14 protein-coding genes are annotated in these 18,164 nt (G+C 65.8%); 11 read left to right on the top strand and 3 right to left on the bottom strand.

Annotation, left to right across the window (positions count from 1 at the left end; genetic code table 11):
• The first annotated feature begins 2 nt into the window (after window positions 1-2).
• The 9 genes from QBJ92_RS06135 to QBJ92_RS06095 all read left to right on the top strand — a co-directional run bounded on the left by QBJ92_RS06135 (window position 3) and on the right by QBJ92_RS06095 (window position 12,003).
• Window positions 3-1,316 carry a Gfo/Idh/MocA family protein gene (locus QBJ92_RS06135; RefSeq protein ID WP_277968807.1) on the top strand — a complete coding sequence of 438 codons (1,314 nt, stop codon included), beginning with the start codon at window positions 3-5 and terminating at the stop codon, window positions 1,314-1,316.
• Between the two features lie 11 nt (window positions 1,317-1,327).
• Window positions 1,328-2,188, top strand: a complete 861-nt coding sequence (locus QBJ92_RS06130) for an FAD:protein FMN transferase (RefSeq protein ID WP_277968806.1) — start codon at window positions 1,328-1,330, stop codon at window positions 2,186-2,188.
• Window positions 2,185-3,447, top strand: coding sequence for a Gfo/Idh/MocA family protein (locus tag QBJ92_RS06125; protein WP_277968805.1), 1,263 nt, complete (start codon window positions 2,185-2,187; stop codon window positions 3,445-3,447). The genes QBJ92_RS06130 and QBJ92_RS06125 overlap by 4 nt, the downstream gene beginning before the upstream one ends.
• Before the next feature lie 13 nt (window positions 3,448-3,460).
• Window positions 3,461-4,618 carry a Gfo/Idh/MocA family protein gene (locus QBJ92_RS06120; RefSeq protein WP_277968804.1) on the top strand — a complete coding sequence of 386 codons (1,158 nt, stop codon included), beginning with the start codon at window positions 3,461-3,463 and terminating at the stop codon, window positions 4,616-4,618.
• 177 nt (window positions 4,619-4,795) lie between these two features.
• On the top strand, window positions 4,796-5,107 hold the full coding sequence (locus QBJ92_RS06115; RefSeq protein ID WP_277968803.1) for a hypothetical protein: 312 nt from the start codon (window positions 4,796-4,798) through the stop codon (window positions 5,105-5,107).
• Between the two features lie 40 nt (window positions 5,108-5,147).
• Window positions 5,148-5,975 (top strand): hypothetical protein, encoded by an 828-nt coding sequence (locus QBJ92_RS06110; RefSeq protein ID WP_277968802.1) that lies wholly within the window; start codon window positions 5,148-5,150, stop codon window positions 5,973-5,975.
• A 28-nt stretch (window positions 5,976-6,003) separates the two neighbouring features.
• The gene (locus tag QBJ92_RS06105; protein ID WP_277968801.1) at window positions 6,004-6,420 is read left to right on the top strand and encodes a Rap1a/Tai family immunity protein; all 417 of its coding nucleotides are present in this window, start codon (window positions 6,004-6,006) and stop codon (window positions 6,418-6,420) included.
• 248 nt (window positions 6,421-6,668) lie between these two features.
• Window positions 6,669-9,164: a glycoside hydrolase family 95 protein gene (locus QBJ92_RS06100; RefSeq protein ID WP_277968800.1), complete on the top strand. Its 2,496-nt coding sequence runs from the start codon at window positions 6,669-6,671 to the stop codon at window positions 9,162-9,164.
• 70 nt (window positions 9,165-9,234) lie between these two features.
• Window positions 9,235-12,003, top strand: a complete 2,769-nt coding sequence (locus QBJ92_RS06095; RefSeq protein WP_277968799.1) for a TonB-dependent receptor — start codon at window positions 9,235-9,237, stop codon at window positions 12,001-12,003.
• A 69-nt stretch (window positions 12,004-12,072) separates the two neighbouring features.
• Here QBJ92_RS06095 and QBJ92_RS06090 read toward each other — a convergent pair whose 3' ends face one another.
• Both QBJ92_RS06090 and QBJ92_RS06085 read right to left on the bottom strand, forming a co-directional pair.
• On the bottom strand, window positions 12,073-12,471 hold the full coding sequence (locus QBJ92_RS06090; protein WP_277968798.1) for a hypothetical protein: 399 nt from the start codon (window positions 12,469-12,471) through the stop codon (window positions 12,073-12,075).
• Window positions 12,471-14,654 (bottom strand): ATP-binding protein, encoded by a 2,184-nt coding sequence (locus tag QBJ92_RS06085; protein WP_277968797.1) that lies wholly within the window; start codon window positions 14,652-14,654, stop codon window positions 12,471-12,473. Before QBJ92_RS06085 ends, QBJ92_RS06090 begins: the two co-directional genes overlap by 1 nt.
• Before the next feature lie 258 nt (window positions 14,655-14,912).
• Here QBJ92_RS06085 and QBJ92_RS06080 point away from each other — a divergent pair, with 258 nt between their 5' ends.
• Window positions 14,913-15,851: an NAD(P)/FAD-dependent oxidoreductase gene (locus tag QBJ92_RS06080; protein WP_277968796.1), complete on the top strand. Its 939-nt coding sequence runs from the start codon at window positions 14,913-14,915 to the stop codon at window positions 15,849-15,851.
• A gap of 5 nt (window positions 15,852-15,856) precedes the next feature.
• Here QBJ92_RS06080 and crtI read toward each other — a convergent pair whose 3' ends face one another.
• Window positions 15,857-17,521, bottom strand: coding sequence for a phytoene desaturase family protein (crtI, locus tag QBJ92_RS06075; RefSeq protein WP_277968795.1), 1,665 nt, complete (start codon window positions 17,519-17,521; stop codon window positions 15,857-15,859).
• Window positions 17,522-17,800: 279 nt separating this feature from the next.
• Between crtI and QBJ92_RS06070 the strand changes: the two genes are divergently transcribed.
• Window positions 17,801-18,160: a phosphonate transporter gene (locus QBJ92_RS06070; protein ID WP_277968794.1), complete on the top strand. Its 360-nt coding sequence runs from the start codon at window positions 17,801-17,803 to the stop codon at window positions 18,158-18,160.
• Window positions 18,161-18,164 lie beyond the last annotated feature (4 nt).

Here is an 18,164-nt window from a genome sequence, read left to right as displayed (position 1 = left end):
CCATGCTGGACCGCCGTACGATGTTGACGGGGGCAGGCGCCGCGCTGGGCGTCGCGATGAGTGCGCGGAGCTATGCGCAGATCAAGGGGGCGAACGACCGCCTGCGGGTCGCCGTCGTCGGCGTAAACAGCCGCGGAATGGCGCATATGAGCGCCTTTTCGAAGCTGCCCAACGTCGAAATAACGCATTTTGTCGACGTAGATTCGCAGATTCTCGCCAAACGCGCCGCCGAGTTTACCGCCAAGGGTCATCCCGCGCCAAAGACCGTGGGTGACTATCGCCGACTGCTCGACAGCAAGGCGGTCGATATAGTGACGATCGCGACGCCGGACCACTGGCACGCGAAACTTACGATCGATGCGATGAATTCGGGGCATCACGTCTATTGCGAGAAACCGATCGGGATCGCGCCCGCCGAGGGTGAGGCGATGATCGCCGCGCAGAAGCGCACCGGCCGCCAGCTCCAGGTCGGCAACCAGCAACGTTCCAGTCCCGAGACGCAGCAACTGCGCGCGCTGGTACAGGCGGGCGAGCTGGGCGACGTGTATGAGGCGCAGACCTGGTATGCCAACAACCGCAAGTCGATCGGCACCGGGCAGACGGTCGCGCCACCCGCGCATCTCAACTGGGACCTGTGGCAGGGGCCGCGGCCGCGGGGGGACTATCGGTCCAATCTGGTGCCGTACAACTGGCACTGGTTCTGGAAATACGGGACGGGCGAACTCTGTAACAACGCGATGCACGAGCTCGACGTGGCGCGCTGGCTGATGGGGCTTGCCTATCCGACGCGCGTGGCGGTGCAGGGGGCGAAGCGCTTCCACGCAGGCGACGATTGGGAAATGTACGATTCGCTCGCGCTCGAGCTCGCCTATGACAAGGACCGTGTGATCCGCTGGAACGGGCAGAGCTGCAACGCGATGCTGACCTATGGGCGGGGCCGCGGTGTCCTGTTGCTGGGGACCAAGGGGTCTGCGGTGGTCGATCGCAACGGGTTCGAGCTGTACGACCTGGCGGGCAAGTCGATCCGACAGGTGATGGCGAAGGCAACGTCCGAAACCACCGGGACGGTCGGCGAGGGCGTGCTCGACGTCTATCATGCGGGCAATCTGGTCGATGTGATCCGCGGCCGCGCGAGCGCGCTCGCCTCGCCGATCGCCGAGGGGCATATCAGCACGACGCTCTGCCACCTCGGCAATATCGCCTATCGCACCGGGAGCGCGCTGACGATCGACCCCTCGACCGGCAAGCCCAACGGGGCCGAGGCGATGAAACTGTGGTCGGTCGCCTATGAACCCGGCTGGGAGGTCAAGGGCTGACCCCCGTGTCAATGGCAGTGCCGATCCCCACCGACGTCGAACGCTTCATGGCGATGGGGACGCGTATCGAACTCCACCGCTTCGGCGCGGCGGGGGCGGACGATGCGCTGCTCGCGGCGCGGCGCGCGATCGAGGCGGTGGACGATGCGCTGACGATCCACCGTCCTTCGGCGACCACCGCGCTCAACGAGCGGTTGCTGGCGGGCGAGACTGCGCCGGTCGACGATCCGGTGCTGTTCGATGCGCTCGTCGCGATCGATGCAGTGCATGAAGCGACGTTTGGCCTGTTCGATCCTGCCGCGGATCGCCGGTTTGCGGTGGCTGGATGGCGGGGGATCATCTTCGACCGCGCGGCGGCACGGCTGTGTGCCACGACCCCCGTGGCGTTCGATTTCGGCGGGTTCGGCAAGGGCTTCGCGCTCGACCGGGCAGGGGCTGTGTTGCGCGCGGCGGGGATCGTGTCAGCCTGTCTGTCGGCGGGGGAAAGTTCGATCGCGGTGATCGGAGAGCACCCGCTTGGCGGGGGATGGCCGTTCGCGGTGCCGCATCCGTCCGATCCCGACGATAGCCTCGTCCAGGTCGAGTTGATCGACCAGTCGCTGTCGATCTCCGCGACGGTCGGGGCGGGGACGGCGGCGCCTGACCGCGCCGCGATGCTGCGGCCCGACGATCGGGCGGTGATCACCGCACCGCGCTGCGCGGTTGCGGTTGCGCGGACGGGGGCGCTGGCCGAAGCGATGAGCACCGCGTTGCTCGTGGCCGATCCCGAACGTGCGGATCGCCTGATCGACCAGGACCGGGCAAACCGCTTCCTGTTCGACCTACCTTGCGCGACTGCCCGCGCTTCCTCTGCGAGAATGGCTTTGCAATGACCGACACGAACTTCGACCTTTCCCGCCGTTCGTTCCTTGATCGCGTGCTGATGGCGGCGGCGGGCGCGGGGATGACCGCTGCGGCACCCTGGGCCGCGATCGCTGCCGGCACCGCGGCGGCGACGTCGGACCGCGTCCGGATTGGCGTGATCGGAACGGGCGACCGCGGGCGCACGCTCATCCAGAACATCAACAAGACGCGCAACTGCATGGTCGCCGCGATCTGCGACAATTACGAACCGCATCTGACCAAGGCGCGCCCCTATGTCGGTGCGAACACGCCCGTGTACGCGGATCACCGCGCGATGCTGGAGAAGGGCGGGCTCGACGCGCTGGTGATCGCGACCCCGCTCAACCTGCACGCGAAGCATGTGCTCGACGGGTTCGACGCCGGGCTGCACGTATGGTGCGAAAAGGCGATGGCGCGGACGATCCCGGATTGCAGCGCGATGGTGAAGCGTTCGCAGGACAGCCGCAAGATCCTCCAGATCGGGCATCAGCGGATGTTCCACCCGACCTATCTCAACGCATTGCGCCGCGCCAAGGCGGGCGAGATCGGATCGCTGACGCAGATCCGCGCGAGCTGGCACCGCAACAACAGCTGGCGGCGCCCGGTCCCCGCCGGGGTGAGCGACCGCCAGATCAACTGGCGGCTGTACCGCGACAGTTCGGCGGGGTTGATGACCGAACTCGCAACGCATCAATTGCAGGTCGGCAACTGGTTTTTCGATGCGGTCCCGACGCGCGTCATGGGATCGGGGAGCATCTGCTTCTGGAAGGACGGGCGCGAGGTCTATGACCATGTCGCGCTGATCTACGAATATGCCGGCGGGCGAAAACTGATCTACACTTCGCTGCTCAATAACGCGCGCTATGGCTGCGAGGAGCAGATCCAGGGGAGCAAGGGGACGATCGAACCCGAACTCGGCCGGATCTTCCAGGAGGTGCCGCCCAAGGTGCTGGCGTTGCAGCGGATGCAGAAGGACGTGGCGCGCGGCAAAAAGCGCGCGGTGCCGATCGGCGGCGCGACCTGGTTCCCCGAGCTGCCGGTGACGACGCCGGGGGAATCGCTCGGTTGGGGCGAATATGACGAGACGATGCTCCAGTTTGAAGGGTTCGGCGAAGCGGTGCGTGCGAACCGGGCGCTGCCCGGCCTGTTGGCGCAGGCCTATGCCGCGAGCGTCGCGTCGCTGCTCGGCGAGCAGGCCATGGACCGGGGCGAGGCGCTGACCTGGCCGACTTCACTCGTCACTATCTAAGGGGAACAAGACCGTGACCGATACCGATCGACGTGCGCTGCTGGGGCTGGGCCTCACCGCCGGCCTTGCCGCCGGGTTCGCGGGCGACGCCTTCGCCCAATCCGTGACGCGCGGGGATGCGGCGACCGAGGCGGCCCCGGCGCGGCCCGCGCCCGAGGCGAAATACCGGGTGCCGTTCGCGGTAATCGGGCTCGACCATAACCACATCTACGGCATCACCGACGCGGTGATCCGGGGTGGCGGCGTGCTGACCGCCTTCCTGTCGACCGACCCCAAGCAGATCGCGGCGTTCCGCAAGCGCTACGGCGACATCAAGCTCGCGCGCTCCGAACAGGAGATTCTCGACGATCGCGCGATCAAGCTGGTGTGCAGTGCCGCCATCCCCAGCCTGCGCGCACCGCTCGGCGTGCGGGTAATGCGCGCGGGGAAGGACTATCTGAGCGACAAGGCGGCGATGACGACGCTCGAGCAACTCGCCGAGGTGCGCCGCACGATCAAGGAGACCGGGCGCAAGTTCGGAATCATGTATTCCGAACGGCTCGAGGTCCCCGCAGCGGTGATGGCGGGGCAGATGGTCCATGACGGCGCGATCGGCAAGGTGATCCAGACGGTCAACCTCGCGCCGCACCGCCTGTCCAAGCCGAGCCGTCCCGACTGGTTCTGGGACCCTTCGCGCAACGGCGGGATTCTGACCGACGTGGGAAGCCATCAGGCGGACCAGTTCGTCTATCTGACGGGGAGCAAGCGCGCGCATGTGGTCGCGGCGCAGACCGGCAATTTCAACAATCCCGACCATCCGCAATTCCAGGATTTCGGCGACATGATGCTGAACGGCGATGGCGGCGCGGGATATGTGCGGGTCGACTGGTTCACCCCCGACGGGTTGCCGACCTGGGGGGACGGGCGGCTCTTCATCCTCGGGACCGAGGGCTATATCGAGCTGCGCAAATACGTCGATATCGCCGGGCGACCGGGGGGCAATCATTTGTTCATCGCGGACCGGAAAGGCTCGCGCTATCTCGATTGCTCCAAGGTGCCGTTGCCGTTCGGGCCGCAGTTCGTCACCGATTTGGTCGAACGCACGTCGGTCGCGCAGGATCAGGACGGTGCGTTGCTCGCGGCGGAACTGGTGCTGACCGCGACCGCGCGCGCGACCCCGGCGCGCGCGTAAATGCTCCGGAACGCGGAGTCGTTCACCTCCCGTTCAACAGCGTAACAACCGCTGATTTCCGCGGATCTTTTGCCGTCTTCGATCGTATAAGGAGAACGTTTCGGCCAAATGCGATTGCCAATCTTGTTCGGCCCGCCTTGGCTCGTGAAACCAAAAACATTGCTAAAAGGTGAGTGTATGCGTCCGAATTTTGCGAAAGCTGCTACTGTTGCGATCATCATGGTCGGCTCGATCGGGATCAGCGGTTGCGCGACCAAGGGTTACGTCCAGCGCGAAATCGCTACCGTGAACCAGCGCATCGACGGGATCGATGGTCGCGTCCGCACGGTCGAGGGTACGTCGGGCCAGGCGCTGACGCAGGCGCAGGCTGCTGCCGGCCAGGCGCAGCAGAACGCGCAGCGGATTGACCAGATCAACGGTCGCGTCGACGGTCTCGACCAGCAGATGCAGCAGCAGGCACAGCGCCAGCAGCGTCGTCCGCGCGGCTGATCACGCTGTCGCAACGCGCTTGCATTGACGGTCAGGACGGGTGAACACCGGTTCCGTGTTTACCCGCCTGTTCCGCTTCGGTCGCCTTAGGGGCGTGATTGCGTCCACCCTGGTGGCGCTGGCAGTTTTGCCGGCGCCACTTGCGGCGCAGAGTTCCCCCAAGCCTGCAGCGAAGGTCTCCAAGGCCGCGAAGTCCGCCGCTGATTCCGCGCGGAAGACCGCGCCGAAAGTCGCGAAGAAGACCAGCGGCAAGGTCAAGACCAAGACGCCCCCCAAGGTCGTCGTTCCGCTGGTCGAGCCGGTCCGGTCGGAAGCGGCGCAACGCATGGTGGCGTGGGTCGCCACCGCGCACGACAATGGCGCGCTTCCCTATATCATCATCGACAAACAGGCCGCGTCGCTCTCGATGTTCTCGGCCAAGGGCGTGTTCCTCGGGGAAACGCCCGTGCTGCTGGGGATCGGGATCGGGGATGATTCCTCGCCCGGAGTCGGCGCGAAGGAACTGTCGGACATCGGTCCTGCCGAGCGGACGACGCCCGCGGGGCGGTTCGTCGCGAAATTCGGGATGGCGTTTGGGCGACAGCGGGTGTTGTGGGTCGATTATGCCAATTCGGTCGCGCTGCACGCGGTGATCACCACGCACAAGAAGGAACGCCGCGTCGAGCGGCTGTTGTCGCCGTCGCCTGAGGACAATCGGATCAGTTTCGGCTGCATCAACGTCGGCACGAGTTTCTACGCCAAGCAATTGCGGCCGCTGTTTTTGAAGAAGGGCGGTGTCGTGTACATCCTGCCCGATACCAAGCCGCTCGAGGAGGTTTTCCCGAGCGTGCGGTTGTTGCCCTATCTTACGGCGGCTACTGCCGACTAGCGTTCGGCTGGGTTTGAAGGAAACGGTGATGATTCTGGCATTGATCGCACTGATCGCCGCCGCCCCTGAAGCGCCCGTGGTGGTCAGCTCGCTGGAAACCGAACAGCTTGCGGAATCGTGTCGCGGCAAGGATTCGGATGCGAGCCAGAGCTTCTGCACCGGTTATATTCTGGGCGCGTTCGACACGCTGTCGATGGCGCGCCAGATCTGTCCGTCCCCGACCAATGCCTCGACGTTGGAAGCGATCGCCGCGACGCGCAAGTATCTGCGGACGAACCGCAAGGCCTGGGATGCGGCGCCCGCGTTCCTCGTCCGCGATACGTTGAAGGGGGCTTTCCCGTGCAAGAGCGCGACGAAGGCGAAGACCAAGGCCAAAGCCAAGGCGAGCGCATCGAAATCAAAGGCAAAGCCGACGCGCAAGGCCGCGAGCCGGCAGCGCGACTGATCCTTTCTTCCGGTCCGGGCTGACCCGGCCGGTCGAATGCGAAGCGGCAGCGTCCTGTGCGGCGTTGGCGCAAGGTTGCCGCATCCATCTTCCAGCGTCTTGAAACGACGGTTCGTCGTTCCGCAACCTTATGTCACCGCTCTGTAATTTTTGATGCAAATTGCGCTAATTTGTCGGACAAGATTGACATTTTGCACGAATGAAAACAAGTTTTCGCCAGTTGACGACAACGGTGAAAGCGCGAGCCAATGCCTTGGAGCAGAAGGACAGTCCTGAAGGGCGGTGCCGCAGCGGTCGTTGCTTCGGGAGCGCTGACGCCCGCGTCCGCGTCCGCGTCCGGGGCCGGCGGCGGCGCGATGCCCGATGGCGCACACGCCTTGTGGTTCGCCGCCCCCTCCGACACGTGGATCGAGTCGCTTCCGGTCGGTAACGGTCGCATCGGCGCGATGGTGCGCGGTGGGGCGCAGCACGACGTTATCGCGCTCAACGAAGATACGCTGTGGTCGGGCGCGCCGCCGTCGCGCGGCAATCCGACGGCGCTGGCGTCGCTCCCCGCGATGCGCGCCGCAGTCTTCGCGCAGGATTATCACGCTGCGGACACGATCGCGCATGCGATGCAGGGACCGTATAGCGAGAGCTACCTGCCGCTCGCGGACGTGCTGCTCGACATGGCGCATGGCGCTGCGGTGTCGGACTATCGCCGGACGCTCGATCTCGACACGGCGGTGGCGGGTGTTTCCTATGCGATCGAGGGTACGCGCTACACGCGCGAGGTGTTCGCATCACATCCGGACCAGGTGATCGTCATCCGCCTTTCCGCCGATCGCGCGCGGAAGATCAGCTGTTCGGTCGGAGTGCGGACGCCGTTGCAGGGCAAGGCCACCGCAGCGGGACGGCGGATCGTGCTGGCGGGCAAGGCACCGGCGGTCTGCCAACCCAATTACCGTGATGTCCCCAACCCCGTCGTCTATGACGACGCACCGGGCAAGGCGATGGCGTTCGCCGCGGTCATCGACGTCGAGGTCGTCGACGGCGCGATGGTCGCGCGCGGCGACCGGATCGAGATTACGAACGCGAGCGCCGTGGTCCTGCGGATCGCGATAGGGACGGGTTTTCGCGGGCACGATCGCGCGCCGGATCGTCCGGTCGCCGAGGTGATCGGCAATGCGACGCGACAGCTCGACGCGGCAGGCGCGCGACCGTTCGCCACGCTGCGCGCCGCGCACGTCGCGGATCATCAGCGGTTCTACCGCCGGGCGTCGCTTTCGATCGGCAACGCGCGGAACGGCGTGCCGACCGATCGCCGCCGCGTCGACAACGCCACCGCGCCCGAACCCGCAATGGCGGCACTGCTGTTCAATTTCGGGCGCTACCTGCTGATCGCCAGCTCGCGCCCCGGAACGCAGCCGGCGAATTTGCAGGGGATCTGGAACGCTACGGTGCGCGCGCCGTGGAGCAGCAACTTCACCAGCAACATCAACGTCCAGATGAACTATTGGCACGCCGAAACCGCGAACCTCGCGGATTGCCACCAGCCGCTGTTCGATTTCATCGCGCGCGTCGCCAAGACCGGGGCCGTCACCGCGCGCGACTATTACGGCATGCCCGGCTGGTGCCTCCACCACAACACCGACATCTGGGCGATGGCCAACCCGGTCGGGCTGGGCGAGGGCGATCCGCAATGGGCCAACTGGCCGATGGCGGGGCCGTGGCTCGCGCAGCACCTGTGGCACCATTATACGTTCGGGGGCGACACGGCGTTTCTGCGTGATCACGCCTATCCGCTGATGCGCGGTGCCGCAGAATTCTGTGCGGCGTGGCTGGTGCGCAACCCGCGGACTGGTCGACTGACGACGGCACCGTCGATGTCGCCCGAAAACCAGTTCCTCGCGGCGGACGGCAAGCCCGCGGGGATCAGCGCGGGGTGCACGATGGACCTGGCGCTGACGCGCGAACTGTTCGCCAATTGCGCGGCGGCGGCGGCGGTTCTGGGCACGGATCAGGATTTCACGCGGCGGCTGACCGGGCTCGTCGCCGAGCTCGAGCCGTATCGCGTCGGGCGCTATGGCCAGTTGCAGGAATGGTCGGAGGATTTCGCCGAGCAGGATCCGGGCCACCGGCACATCTCGCATCTCTATCCGCTGTATCCCGGTGCCGAATTCACGCCGCGCCGCACCCCCGATTGGGCGAAGGCGGTGCGCGCAGCGATGCAACGGCGCGAGGATCACGGCGGGGCCGCGACCGGATGGAGCCGCGCCTGGGCGACGTGCATCTGGGCGCGGCTCGGGGACGGTGCCCACGCTGGCTATTCGGTCGACCAGTTCCTGGCGAAGAGCACGGTCGGCAACATGTTCGACACGCATCCGGGCAAGCCGCTGCCGGTGTTCCAGATCGACGGCAATTTCGGGATCGCCGCCGCGATCGCCGACATGCTGGTGCAAAGCCATGACGGCGCGGTGGCCCTGTGCCCGGCGCTGCCCGCGGCGTGGCGCGACGGCGAGGTCAAGGGCCTGCGCGCGCAGGGCGGGGCGACCGTCGGGATCCGCTGGAGCGGCGGGCGCGTGGTCTCGGCGCGGATCGCGTCCACGATTGCCGGACCGCAGGCGGTGCGCGCGCCGCCGGGGCAGCGCGTGGTCGGGGTCAGGGCCGCCGGACGCGCGCTCGCCTTTGAGCAGGAAGCGGATCTCGCGACGTTCCGCGCCGAGCCGGGCCGGACCTACACGCTGCGCTTCGCCAACGTCTGACCCGGCATCCCTTTCGACGATTTCTCCCCAACGAAAACAAAAAACGCAACTTCAGGACAGGACAAACACAATGAACAAGACGCTTTACTCGGCGACGTCGGCGCTTGCGCTGGGATTGAGTGCACCGGCCTGGGCCCAGACGGTGACACCCCCCGTGACACCGGCCGCGCAGGACACCACCGCCGCGCAGACGACGACCGAGGACCCCGCACCCGCGACGCTGCCCACCGGGGCCGAGCCGACGCAGGACATCGTCGTCACCGGCATTCGCCGCAGTCTGCAGGACGCGCGCGCGTTGAAGCGCGACTCGATCGGGATCAGCGACGCGATCTCGTCCGAGGATATCGGCAAGTTCCCCGATCAGAACCTCGCCGAATCGCTCCAGCGCGTGACCGGTGTGCAGATCACCCGCAACAAGGGCGAAGGGTCGCGGGTTGCGCTGCGCGGGCTGGGGCCGAGCTTTACGCAGACGTTGTATAACGGACGCCAGATCGCGACGCCGGGCGGCGGGCGCAGCTTCTCGTTCACGTCGCTCAGCTCCGACTTCGTCAGCGCGGTCGAAGTGCTCAAGTCGCCGACCGCCGAAATGGTGGAGGGCGGGCTCGCCGGATCGGTCAACGTGCGCGTGGCCCGGCCGCTCGATGCCGGACGCAATGTCGTCGCGGTGACCGCCGAGGGGATTTACGAAGAGAACCCCAAGATGGCGACCCCGCACGCGTCGCTGTACGTCAACCACGTGTTCAGCGACTCGTTCGGCGTCAACTTCGGCGTCAATTATGAGCGGCGTGGCGTTTTGCAGGCGGGGTTCTTCGGGTACGGTGCTGAACTCGGGATCGAGAACCGTCGCAATCCGCCACGCGATTACAACCGCGATGGCGACCTGAACGACCAGTTCCGGTTCGACCACACGACCAACCTGGTCGCGCAGGACGGTACGTTCGAGCGCAAGACCGTGATCGGCGGCGTTCAGTTCAAGCCGACCGATACGCTCAACCTGTACGCCGACGGCTTCTATTCGGACTTCCAGGACAATTCGATCTACAACGAGCATCAGGTCCGCTTCACCAACATCCAGGGCCCCAATTCGGGGATCGTCGGAAGCGCGAACGACGGTTCCTTCCTGACCTTCCTTGACGCCGACGGGGTTGATCACCGGTCGGACACGCGCGTGATCCGTACGCGCGACAAGCTGTATACCGCGGCGGTCGGCGGGATCTGGAAGAACGGGCCGCTGACGGTCTCGTCCGAGTTCACCTTCTCGAAGGGGGACCGGAACGCGCAGAATTACGGCTTCGGGATCAATTCGCGCGCATCGGCCTCGTATGATTTGCGCGATGGCATCGGCAACCAGCCCAACGTGGCGTTCAACCGCGGGTACGATCCGCTGAACCCCTCGACGTTCAACCTGTTCAGCTTCGGCGGTGACTATAATGCGCCGAGTTCCGACCGAAATTATGACGGCCGGCTCGATGCGAAATATGCGTTCGACGGGGCGGGCTTCTCGGGCGCCTTCAAGGTCGGCGGGATGTTCGCCAACCGCAAGAGCAGCTTTTCCTCGAGCAATTTCAACATCAATTCGACGCAGCTCGCCAGTGCGCTCGGCCAGACCTACAATCCGACGATCGAAGGCGGCAGTACGTCTGCGTCGCAGATCCTTTCCGTCACCGATTACTCCAAATTCGTCGGGGACTCGCTCGGACGGTATCTGGCCCCCGATCTGGACAAGTTCTTCAGTCTGGTGCCGCTGTCGCGCGTGCTGGAAATCTCCCCCGCAACCGCGCAACCAGCGCGGGACTATGCGGTGACCGAGCGGTCGTTCGAGGGGTATGCGCAGCTCGACGTCAAGGCGTTCGACAATCGGCTCAACGCCAATGCCGGGCTTCGCGTGGTGCATACCGACCAGACGTCGACCGGCTTTGCGGCGGACCTGACCTCGCTGTTCGTGCGGCGGGGCGGGGTCACCACCGTGGTCCAACGGACGTCGCCGGTGGCGATCGACAATTCGTACACCGAGTTCCTGCCGAGCCTGAACCTGTCGTATAACGTCACCGACTCGCTCAAGGCGCGCTTCGCCGCGGGCCGCACGCTGACGCGGCCGGATCTGGGGTTGCTGTCGCCGTCGATCAGCGTCGATGCCAACACGCGCGCGATCAACGCGACCAACCCGAACCTGAAGCCGTATCTGTCGTCGCAGCTCGACCTCTCGCTGGAATATTACTTCGGCGGCAGCGGCCTGTTGTCGGCAGCGGTGTTCTACAAGGACGTCAAGAACTTCATCGTCCGGACCAACTCGCCCGCGCAATATACCGTCCAGCTGGAAGAGGGCGGAACGTTGTTGCAGGACTTCACGCTGTTCCAGCCGCGAAACGGCGCGAGCAGCAAGATCAAGGGGTTCGAGCTTGGGGCGCAGGTGCCGTTCACCTTCCTGCCGGGGGCGCTCGACGGGTTCGGGGTCATCGCCAACTTCACCTATCTTGATCTTGGCGACGTGGTCGTGACGCAGGACCAGCCCGCGATCCCGATCTCGGGCGCATCGACGCGCAGCTACAATATCGCGGGCTATTATGAGAAATACGGCTTCGGGCTGCGTGCCTCGTACAATTACCGCAACGGCTTCGTGAACGATCCGCGCAGCACGTTCGGCGACGGGGATTATCAGCGCGCTTATGGGCAGCTCGACATCTCGGCGAGCTACGACGTGACCAAGAAGTTCTCGCTCAACGCGGACATCACCAACGCGACCAACGCCAAGACGATCAACGTCACCAACATCGGCTTGTTGCGCAACGTCCTCGACGTGGGCCGCCGCTACACCGCGGGCGTCCGCTTCCGCTTCTGACGCTACGCGCGTCGCACGAGGACGGGGGCAGGGGCGGGCTGCGGTTCGCCCCTGTCGTCGTGGCGACGATCACTCGCGGCGGAGGAAGATCCAGTAGCCACCGGCGCTTGCGGGTTGGATCCGGACGGTCAGTTCGCGGTGGCGATCCTCGAAATCGCCGATGTGCGTGAATTCCAGGTCGAGCGTGCCGGCGGCGCTGGCGCGTTCGACCCTTCCGCGAAAGTCCGGATTGTCCATGCACGGCGCGACTCGCCCGAAGAAGTCGAGTCCGATCCGATCGTGCAGCCCCGACCCCGACAGCCGCCGTTCCGCCGCGCTGTAATAGGCAACGGTGCCATCCACCCCGAGCCGGATCGCGCCGAACGGCAGGTCGTCGACCACCGACGGCGGGAGCGCTTCGATCGCGCGGGCGAGCGCGGGCGTGTCAAAATCCGGGAGGGCCGGTTCGGCCGAGGTGTGCTTGTCCATCAGCGCTGCTGCACGACGGGATGGCGTTGCAGCACGACTGCGCCGACGATCGTATCGACCAGCGTCCCATCGACCGAAAACGGCAGCAACAGCCGTTCGAACGTTTCGATATCGCCTTCCCCCAGATCGACGCGTGCATATTCGTAGGCCGGTTTCCCGGCCAGGGCGCAGCGGCGGTAGGCAGCTTCGCGTGCCGCCAGCGTATCGGCACCGTCGAGCGGGAGCGCATCCAGGCCGCCGGTCTTGCCAGCGTACTCCGCAAGCGCATCGTGCAGGGTCGATCCGACGTGCGTGAAGGTGAACTCGATCGGGCTCTTGCACAGGTCGATCGTCGCGATGAGGATGCGGTGCGGTTCGTGGCAGGCCTCCAGCGTGAACCGGTCGAAGACCGGCATCCCCGCTCCGCCGCGGATCGCGCGCCAGTGATCGAGCAGGGTCCGCGTGCACTGCGACTTCACGCGCAGCGCGAGCCTCTCGATGCGCTCGTCGTCCGACGCGCGCTGGCTGGCGGCGATGAGGACGCGGCGGACGGCATAGTGCAGCCCGGCCGGGCTGAACGGCTTGCGCAGCACCGTCTCGCCAGCGGGAATCTGCGCTTCGTCGCCCCCGGTGATGAACACGCACGGTATCCGGATCCCGGACGCGTGGATCGCCGCGACGAGGTCCATTCCGGACATGCCGGGCGCGTCAACGTCGGTGACGAGAACGTCGACAGGCCTTGCGCGTGCGATGCGCAGCGCGGTCTCTGCGTCCCTCGCGACAAGAACCTCGAACCCGCGATCGGACAATCCCGCCGCGAGAATGTCGGAAAGGTCGGGATCGTCATTGAGGAGCAGGAGCGTCTCGAATGCGGTTTCGGCCAAGGTCTCCTCGACCGGATCATCCGGCGGTGGGTGGGCCGCGACGTCGCGTTCGGTGGCGCGCGGAAGATATAGGGAAAAGGTGGTGCCGCGGCCGACCTCGCTGTCGATCCGAAGCGCACCGCGTGATTGCTGGATGAAGCGTTGCACCATCGTGAGACCAAGGCCCGTACCCTTGCCGCGCGCCTTGGTGGTAAAGAACGGCTCGGTCACGCGGCGCAGCGTTGCGCCGTCCATGCCGGGGCCGGTGTCCGTCACCAGGATCACCACCGCGTCGTGCCCGCCCAGTTCGCGGGGATGCGGCGGTCCGGCGGTCGCGGGGTGGGCCTGGGCGTTCCGAACGACGATCCGCACTTCGCCGCCGCCCGGCATCGCGTCGCTCGCGTTGGTGGCGAGGTTGAGCAATGCCGCTTGCAACTGCGTGGGATCGACCAGCGTCGGCCACGCGTCGGGCGCGCAATCGATCATCAGCGCAATGTTGCGGCGGACGCCATGCGACAGGAGATCCGAAATCTCGGTGATTGCGGTTGCAAGATCGACCGGCTGCGGCACCACGTCCTGCAAGCGCGTGAAGGCGAGCAACTGGCGGATCAGCGTTGCGCCGCGCTCGGCCGCGCGCTGCCCCATGGCAACGATCTGCTGGATCCGCGGGTCCTCCGTACGGTGTTCGATGATCGCGAACCCGCCGAGCACCGCGCCCAGAATATTGTTGAAATCATGCGCGATCCCCGACGTCAGCTGGCCGACCGTCTCGAGCTTCTGGCTTTGCAGTTGCGCCGCCTGCAGCGTTTCGAGACGCGCGATTTCCGCCGACAAGCGTGCGTTGGCGCGGTGAAGCGCCACGGTGCGGTCGTGGACGCGGCGTTCGAGATCGGCGGTCAGCGCCCGGAACTGCGCCTCCCGCTCCGCCACCGTGCGCACAAATTGCGCGGGTCCGATCCGATCGTGGAAATAGCAGATCACGGCGTATTGGCTGTCGGGCAGGGTGACGCGCTCCATCCACCAGCCGCCGGGGTCAAGGGCGCGGGCGGCGGCGTCGGTCGTGCTTTCCTGGTCGATCCCAGTCTCCAGCGTGCGGCGCACATCCGCGACCGCCGCGTCCGCCAACCGTTCGGGCCAGATCGCCCGGAGACAGTCGCCCAGCGGACGTCCGATCGCCGCGGGAATCGAGGCAAAGGTCCGTTGCGCGCCACGACTGAGCAGGCGCAGCGTCCCATCCGCATCGATCAGGCAGACGCTGAACGGGGTGTCGAGGATGAGCGCCTCGAACGGCGCGACCTCTCGTTGCGGCAGGGTATCGTCTGGACCGATCGTGCGGAGCATGCGCGGGCGCGCGGGCTCGCACACCCGCTCCCTCTGCATTGGCCCCCGATCATGGCCCGTGTTTCCCGCCTGGACCACCCTTCGCTCCCGTCGGATTGAGCCATTGTCGAAACGATGCCGCACGTATCAGGCTTTGGCTATGCGCGAATCCGGCACTAGCACCAATGAACGAAGTGCGGGATCGGTCACCATCGCGATGATCGTGCGTTACGAGGCAAGGCTCCGCGTCGGCGCGGTTAGCCAAGGGGTTGAGCATCCATGAAAATCGCCATCGTCGGAGCCGGGATCGCCGGAATGTCCTGCGCCTCTGCATTGCAGGCCGGTGGCCATGCGGTTGCGCTGTTCGACAAGGGGCGCGGCCCCGGCGGGCGGATGGCGACTCGGCGGGTCGAAAGCGCGACCGGTCTCGTGGCGTTCGATCATGGCGCACAATATCTCACGGCACGCGATCCGGCGTTTTCGCACGCGGTCGCGCAATGGTCCGCGGCGGGTGTCGTTGCGCGGTGGCCCGCTGCGGGGGAGGATGCCTGGGTCGGCACGCCGGGGATGAACGCGCTCGTCAAGGCGATCGCGCAGGATCTCGACGTGACGTGGAACAGCCGAGTCGAGGCGATCGCGTCCGTTGACGGCGGTTGGCGGCTCGCGCCCGTTTCCGAGGGTCTGTTCGATGCGGTGATCGTCGCAACCCCCGCGGAACAGGCCGTCGGCTTGCTCGCGCCGCTGGACGCGACGATGGCGGCGGCGGCGCGGGATTGCCCGTCCGCACCGTGCTGGACCGCGATGGTGGCGTTTGCCGACCGCATCGCGCTGGCCGAAGACGTGCTGCGGGATCGCGGCATGATCGGCTGGACAGCGCGCAACAGTGCCAAGCCGGGCCGGAGCGGGGCAGAAGCGTGGGTGATCCAGGCGACTCCCGACTGGTCGCGCGCGCATCTCGAGGATGCGGCAGAGGATGTGGTCGACATGCTCCTGTCCGCGCTGGCGGGCGAAGCGACCGCGCCCTTGCCGGAAGCGACCGTGCGGATCGGTCATCGCTGGCGCTATGCGCGGGTCCATGCCCGCGACGACGGCGCGCTATGGGATGCGCACCGCAAGATCGGCGCAGTCGGGGACTGGCTGCTCGGCCCGCGCGTCGAAAGCGCGTGGATGTCCGGCCAAACCCTCGCGGACCGGATCCTCCGGCCCGCGCGCGTTTGACCTCTTCAGTCTGACCCGCTCGTCTCGAGCACGTACTTTCTGCGCTCGACCGTCTCGGGCATCCCCGCGACGATCCGCTGGTCGACCTTATAATCGCGCGCAATCTCGCGGGCGGTCATTTTGGCGGACATCATCACCGACGGGGTTCCGCCACCGGGCTGCGTCCCCTGACCGACGAGGTACAGGTTGGTGACGTCCTCGCTGCGATTGTGCGGGCGGAAGAAGGCAGTCTGGGTCAACCGCGGTTCGACCCCGAACCCGTTGCCGGCATAGGCGCCGAGCGTCTGTTCGAAATAGTCGGGCGTGACGAAGCTGCGATAGACCAGCCGCTCGCACAGGTTGGGGATATAGCCGCGCTCGTCGAGGAAGGTCAGGACCTTCTGCGCGAAGCCTTCGCCCACCGCGTCCCAATCGACGTCGCCCAGCGTGTTGGGGACCGGGATCAGCGTATAGGCCGCATGATGCCCCGGAGGCGCCAGGCTGGGGTCGGTCATCGTCGGGATGTGGAGATATTGCGAGAAATCCTCGGCGAGGATTTTCCGTTCGAAAATGTCGGTGAGCAATTCCTCGTAGCGCGGCCCGAGGATGATGTTGTGGTGGCGCAGATCGGGGTCGCCGTCGCGCATTTCATAGCCGAAATAGATCACCATCAGGGACATGCTCTGCTTGCGGAACTTGACCACCGCGTCGCGATTGATCCGGCGATGCGCCTTGTCGATCAGCTTGAGGTAGGTCGTCGCATAGTCCCCGTTCGATACGACCAGATCGGCCGCCAGAGTCTCGCCCGACGCGAGCGTCACGCCGGTGGCGACGCGCTTGCCGCCGCGCTTCTCGACGTCGATCCGCGCCACTTCGGCGTTGAGGCGGACGCTGCCGCCCAGTTCCTCGAACTTGGTGATCATCGCCTTGACCAGCGCGCCGGTGCCACCCATCGCGAAATGCACGCCCCAGGTCTTCTCGACGAAGTGGATCATCGCATAGATGGCGGGGACCTTGAGCGGGTTACCGCCGATCAGCAGCGGCTCGAAGCTGAACACCTGCCGCATCTTGTCGCTCTTGAAATATTTGCTGATGAGCGAGAACAAAGGCTGGATCGCGCCGAGCTTGAGCAGATCGGGAACGACCCCGACCATCGACCCCAAGCTGCCGAAATAGGTATAGCCGAGTTCGAGGAACCCGCGCTGGAAGATCGCCCGCGCGGCCTCATGGAAGCGTTCGTACCCCTCCAGATCCTCGGGCGCGAGCCGCGCGATCTGCGCGCGGACGTTCACCGGGTCGGCATCGTAATCGAAGAAGGTGCCGTCGTCGAAATAGATGCGATAGAAGGGCAGGACCGGGACGATCTCGAGATAGCGGCTGGTATTCGGGCCGGCGCTGCTGCCCGTCAGGATGCGTTGATCGTCACCCAGCACGTCATCGGGGAAATCGGGCGCGGTCAGCATCGCCACGTCGCGCTCCAGCGAGAACAGTTCCTCGATGAAATGCGGCACGGTCAGCACCGTCGGGCCCATGTCGAAGGTGAACCCTTCCGCGCGGCGAACATAGGCGCGTCCCCCGACGTCATCGAGCTGTTCGACGATCTGCGTATCGAACCCGAGACTTTGCAGGCGGATCGCGCAGGCGATGCCCCCGATCCCCGAGCCGATTACGATCGCGGTACGTCGTGTCATGGAATGGCCGTCTCTTTGTCAGAACGCTGGAACGGGAAAATACGCGATCGAGTCCCGGTGGTGTCGTACGATTGCGCGAGAAACGGGTGCGGTGAATCCACCGGCACCGGCACTCGAACGCCTGCCTGACCACTGCATCCTACATGTGGTTTTGGGTAACGGACCGCAAGCCCCCGTTCGCTCGGTATCGCGATGGTCGGGAGGCCGCGCCTGTGTGAACACTCAAAGTTAACTCTCGGTTCGTACTACCAAAACCTTATCCGAGTGAGGGTTGTGACGGTGTTCCACGCGTTTGATGAAATCGATCTGGGTGGGCTTGCGCGCATGCCGCTGGAAGACCTGGATCGTCTGCCGTTCGGGGTCGTCGGGTTGGACTCGGAGAAGCTTGTCGTCGTGTACAATGCGACCGAGGCGGGGATGGCAGGACTTGCCCGCGATTCCGTGATTGGCCTGCCGTTTTTCGACGCGGTTGCGCAATGCATGAACAATTTCATGGTGGCGCAGCGGTTCGAGGATGAAGCCGAGCTCGACGAGATCGTCCCCTACGTCCTGACGTTGCGGATGCGTCCGACGCGTGTCCGGCTACGGTTGCTGGCGACGCCGGACGCGCCGCTGCAGTACATCCTGATCGAACGCTGAGGCG

Origin of the sequence: Sphingomonas echinoides (genome assembly GCF_029623395.1) — a bacterium.
Lineage (GTDB): Bacteria > Pseudomonadota > Alphaproteobacteria > Sphingomonadales > Sphingomonadaceae > Sphingomonas > Sphingomonas echinoides_A.
This window is presented reverse-complemented; position numbering and strand designations above follow the sequence as displayed.